Origin of the sequence: Achromobacter sp. D10 (genome assembly GCF_035282245.1) — a bacterium.
In the GTDB taxonomy this organism is placed as follows: domain Bacteria; phylum Pseudomonadota; class Gammaproteobacteria; order Burkholderiales; family Burkholderiaceae_B; genus Achromobacter; species Achromobacter insolitus.
Genome location: NZ_JAYJLE010000021.1, coordinates 1 through 3,465, shown reverse-complemented (window position 1 = coordinate 3,465; position 3,465 = coordinate 1). Strand labels below are relative to the sequence as shown.

At 51.7% G+C, this 3,465-nt stretch carries 2 rRNA genes; both read left to right on the top strand.

The features are described 5' to 3' along the window. Positions 1–259: 259 nt before the first annotated feature. Positions 260–3,140, top strand: a 23S ribosomal RNA gene (locus VCS63_RS29650). Positions 3,141–3,340: 200 nt separating this feature from the next. Further along, positions 3,341–3,453: ribosomal RNA gene (gene rrf, locus VCS63_RS29645) — 5S ribosomal RNA — on the top strand. The last annotated feature ends 12 nt before the right edge of the window (positions 3,454–3,465 follow it).

Below are 3,465 nucleotides of genomic sequence, written 5' to 3'. Positions count from 1 at the left end.
GCTAACTCATAGTGCTGCTTGCAGCGTTATGAGTTGGGTTTTACTCAACAGCTATATTTTGTTCTTTAACAATCTGGAAGAAGCACAACGAAATGTGCTCATCAAGTAATCAGCATTGCTGATGAAGATGGGTACGGGTTGTGATTGCATTAATTTTGTTCCAAGTTCTCAAGACTAGGGTGAATAACCCTGGGCTGCTTTGAAACTTATGAACGGCACAAACGCTAATACTCAGGTCCTATAGCCTACAGCGTTATAGGATCAAGCGACTAAGTGCATATGGTGGATGCCTTGGCGATCACAGGCGATGAAGGACGTAGTAGCCTGCGAAAAGCTGCGGGGAGCTGGCAAACAAGCTTTGATCCGCAGATATCCGAATGGGGAAACCCACTGCGCAAGCAGTATCCCTGGCTGAATACATAGGCCAGTGGAGGCGAACCGGGTGAACTGAAACATCTCAGTAGCTCGAGGAAAAGAAATCAACCGAGATTCCGAAAGTAGTGGCGAGCGAAATCGGAAGAGCCTTTACGTTTTAGCACGCAAGATAGTCGAACGGAATGGAAAGTCCGGCCGTAGCAGGTGATAGCCCTGTAGACGAAATTTTGTGTGTGGAACTAAGCGTAAGAAAAGTAGGGCGGGACACGTGAAATCCTGTTTGAAGATGGGGGGACCATCCTCCAAGGCTAAATACTCGTGATCGACCGATAGTGAACCAGTACCGTGAGGGAAAGGCGAAAAGAACCCCGGAAGGGGAGTGAAATAGATCCTGAAACCGTATGCATACAAACAGTAGGAGCCTCCTTGTGGGGTGACTGCGTACCTTTTGTATAATGGGTCAGCGACTTACATTCAGTGGCGAGGTTAACCGAATAGGGAAGCCGTAGCGAAAGCGAGTCCGAATAGGGCGATTCAGTCGCTGGGTGTAGACCCGAAACCAGATGATCTATCCATGGCCAGGTTGAAGGCACGGTAACACGTGCTGGAGGACCGAACCCACTAATGTTGAAAAATTAGGGGATGAGCTGTGGATAGGGGTGAAAGGCTAAACAAATCTGGAAATAGCTGGTTCTCTCCGAAAACTATTTAGGTAGTGCCTCAAGTATTACTGCGGGGGGTAGAGCACTGTTATAGCTAGGGGGTCATGGCGACTTACCAAACTATGGCAAACTCCGAATACCCGCAAGTACAGCTTGGGAGACAGAGCACCGGGTGCTAACGTCCGGACTCAAGAGGGAAACAACCCAGACCGCCAGCTAAGGTCCCAAATTATCGCTAAGTGGGAAACGAAGTGGGAAGGCATAGACAGTCAGGAGGTTGGCTTAGAAGCAGCCATCCTTTAAAGAAAGCGTAATAGCTCACTGATCGAGTCGTCCTGCGCGGAAGATGTAACGGGGCTAAGCGATAAACCGAAGCTGCGGGTGTGCACTTTGTGCACGCGGTAGGAGAGCGTTCTGTAAGCCTGCGAAGGTGGCTTGTAAAGGCTGCTGGAGGTATCAGAAGTGCGAATGCTGACATGAGTAGCGATAAAGGGGGTGAAAAGCCCCCTCGCCGTAAGTCCAAGGTTTCCTGCGCAACGTTCATCGGCGCAGGGTGAGTCGGCCCCTAAGGCGAGGCAGAGATGCGTAGCTGATGGGAAGCTGGTTAATATTCCAGCACCGTCGTACAGTGCGATGGGGGGACGGATCGCGGAAGATCATCAGGGTGTTGGATGTCCCTGTTGCTGCATCGAAGATGGCGCTTAGGCAAATCCGGGCGCGTAAATCAAGGGTGTGGCACGAGCGAGCATTGCTTGCGAAGTGATTGGAAGTGGTTCCAAGAAAAGCCTCTAAGCTTCAGCTGTACGAGACCGTACCGCAAACCGACACAGGTGGACGGGATGAATATTCCAAGGCGCTTGAGAGAACTCAGGAGAAGGAACTCGGCAAATTGATACCGTAACTTCGGGAGAAGGTATACCCCGGTAGTGTGAAGCGCCTGCGCGCTTAGCATGATGGGGTCGCAGAGAATCGGTGGCTGCGACTGTTTATTAAAAACACAGCACTCTGCAAAGACGAAAGTCGACGTATAGGGTGTGACGCCTGCCCGGTGCCGGAAGGTTAAGTGATGGGGTGCAAGCTCTTGATCGAAGCCCCGGTAAACGGCGGCCGTAACTATAACGGTCCTAAGGTAGCGAAATTCCTTGTCGGGTAAGTTCCGACCTGCACGAATGGCGTAACGATGGCCACACTGTCTCCTCCTGAGACTCAGCGAAGTTGAAGTGTTTGTGATGATGCAATCTACCCGCGGCTAGACGGAAAGACCCCATGAACCTTTACTGTAGCTTTGCATTGATCTGTGAACCGGCCTGTGTAGGATAGGTGGGAGGCTTTGAAGCGTAGTCGCTAGATTACGTGGAGCCATCCTTGAAATACCACCCTGGTTTGTTTGCGGTTCTAACCTTGGTCCGTTATCCGGATCGGGGACAGTGCATGGTGGGCAGTTTGACTGGGGCGGTCTCCTCCCAAAGTGTAACGGAGGAGTTCGAAGGTACGCTAGGTACGGTCGGAAATCGTGCTGATAGTGCAATGGCATAAGCGTGCTTGACTGTGAGACTGACAAGTCGAACAGGTGCGAAAGCAGGACATAGTGATCCGGTGGTTCTGAATGGAAGGGCCATCGCTCAACGGATAAAAGGTACTCTGGGGATAACAGGCTGATACCGCCCAAGAGTTCATATCGACGGCGGTGTTTGGCACCTCGATGTCGGCTCATCTCATCCTGGGGCTGTAGCCGGTCCCAAGGGTATGGCTGTTCGCCATTTAAAGAGGTACGTGAGCTGGGTTTAAAACGTCGTGAGACAGTTTGGTCCCTATCTGCCGTGGGCGTTGGATACTTGACGGAGCCTGCTCCTAGTACGAGAGGACCGGAGTGGACGTACCTCTGGTGTACCGGTTGTCATGCCAATGGCATTGCCGGGTAGCTAAGTACGGAAGAGATAACCGCTGAAGGCATCTAAGCGGGAAACTCGTCTGAAGATTAGGTATCCCGGGGACTTGATCCCCCTGAAGGGTCGTTCGAGACCAGGACGTTGATAGGTCGGGTGTGGAAGCGCAGTAATGCGTTAAGCTAACCGATACTAATTGCCCGTGAGGCTTGATCCTATAACACTGATGGTTATGACCTGGTGATATAGCGTACCAAGTGTCGTTCAATACAAAATCTGGCTGCACCGTCGGCAGCCAGCCAACACCAATTACATCCCATCGTGCGTGATCATCGAGTCTGACTCTGATCACCACGCGTTGTGTTTCTTCCAAGATTGGAGCGGTTGCGTTTACCCGCAGCTGCTCAACCAGTTACGCTTGACGACCATAGCGAGTTGGTCCCACTCCTTCCCATCCCGAACAGGACAGTGAAACGACTTTGCGCCGATGATAGTGGACGGACGTCTGTGAAAGTAGGTCATCGTCAAGCTTTTATTCCGCA